This window comes from Collinsella sp. LCP19S3_A7 (genome assembly GCF_052121995.1).
In the GTDB taxonomy this organism is placed as follows: domain Bacteria; phylum Actinomycetota; class Coriobacteriia; order Coriobacteriales; family Coriobacteriaceae; genus Collinsella.
This window is the reverse complement of sequence record NZ_JBQKDE010000040.1, coordinates 1-1,453: the sequence shown is the minus strand read 5'-3', so window position 1 is coordinate 1,453 and position 1,453 is coordinate 1. Positions and strand designations below refer to the sequence as shown.

General features: G+C 68.0%; 1 protein-coding gene. It reads right to left on the bottom strand.

Annotated elements, in window-relative coordinates; all coding sequences use genetic code 11:
• The coding region (gene istA / locus ACTQV3_RS09210; RefSeq protein WP_441536315.1) for an IS21 family transposase at window positions 1-1,313 on the bottom strand (1,313 nt) is incomplete at its 3' end.
• Between the last annotated feature and the right edge of the window lie 140 nt (window positions 1,314-1,453).

Here is a 1,453-nt window from a genome sequence, read left to right as displayed (position 1 = left end):
TGCAGCGTGGCCTCCCATCCGGAGGTGGCCGCCTGGTCGCGCATCACCCTCAGCTCGGCCTTCAGGCCCGCCCTGTCCAGTGAGTCCATATGCTCCCTGAGCTCGTCGGGGAGCGCCTCCCTCACCCTGCTGTTCTCCCAGCCGCCGGCGTTCCACGCCAGCAGGGCGAGCTGCGAGGCGGGGTCGGACGTGTCGGTCGGGGCGCTGCCGTAGGCCCTGGGGTGCTCGCAGACGAGCTCGCCGCTGTCGGGGTCGTAGACGCTCACGGTCGTCGCCCGCAGGCCGACCGTGAGCCTGCGGCGCGAGAGCGACGGGTGCGTGGAGTAGAGGTGGCGGCCCCTCTCGCCGACCGAGACCTTGCCCTTCTTGTCGGCGGTGCGAGAGACGTAGGTGACGCAGTCGAGGGGCTTGGCCGGCAGCCCGAGCATCGCCAGCCTGTCGGCCTCGAAGAGATCGAGCTCGCGCTCGCCCTTTATCCAGTGGGGCTTGTCGGACATGGCGAGGCTGCGCTCGAGCAGCCTGCGGTTGAAGGCGCCGGCGTCCCACAGCTGGGGGACGGGGACGAAGAGGTTGCGGCGCACGCAGCCCACCTTGTTCTCGACGCTGCCCTTCTCGTTGCCCGAGCGGGGGTTGCAGAACCTGAAGCGGAAGCCGTAGTGGGCGCTGCAGGCGGCGAACAGCTCGGTCGTCCGGACCCCGCCGCCGACGCGGCGGCCGACGCCGGTCGCGTTGTCGAAGACGATCTTGGTCGGCACGCCGCCGACGTGCTCGAAGACGTTGCGCAGGGCCTGGCAGACGCACTCCGACGTCTCGCCCGGGAAGACCTGGGCCAGCCCGACGTTGGAGTACGGGAACGTCATCACGAAGAAGCTCAGCGTGGTCCGCATCCCCCTCACGTAGAAGTCGGCCTCGCCGAAGTCGGCCTGCGCCTCGCCGGGGCCCCAGACGAGGTCGAGGTACTGGGCGTCGGCCGCCTCCGCCGAGCGGCGGGCCCTAATCTCCCTGACGCACCGCTCCACGGTGCTGACGGAGACGTCGGCGCCGCACTCGGAGACGAGCCTGTCGTGGACGCGCTTTGCGGTATGGCGCTGCTTGCGTCCGCTGCGCATGTCGTCGTCGAGCCAGGACTCGATCAGGGGCCTGTACGGGTCGAGCTTTGAGCCCTGCGCCCGCCTCGCGGGCGGCTTGGGGCTGAAGTCGTCCATGTCGCGGTACTTGTAGACGGTGTCCCGGCTCACGCCGGTCTTGCGCGCGATCTCGGCGACGCTGTCCCCCTGCCGCCACAGCAGGCGTATAGAATTCTTATCGGTCATGCTGATCATTTCCTCTCCGGGCCTCCTTTGGTAGATACGAAGCACCACCAAGATAGCCCTGCGATCTGGTCAGCATGCCCCTTGCGGGAAGTGTCGACTTTATGCTGCCGTTTTTGTCGATTTAGATGTTACGGAATACA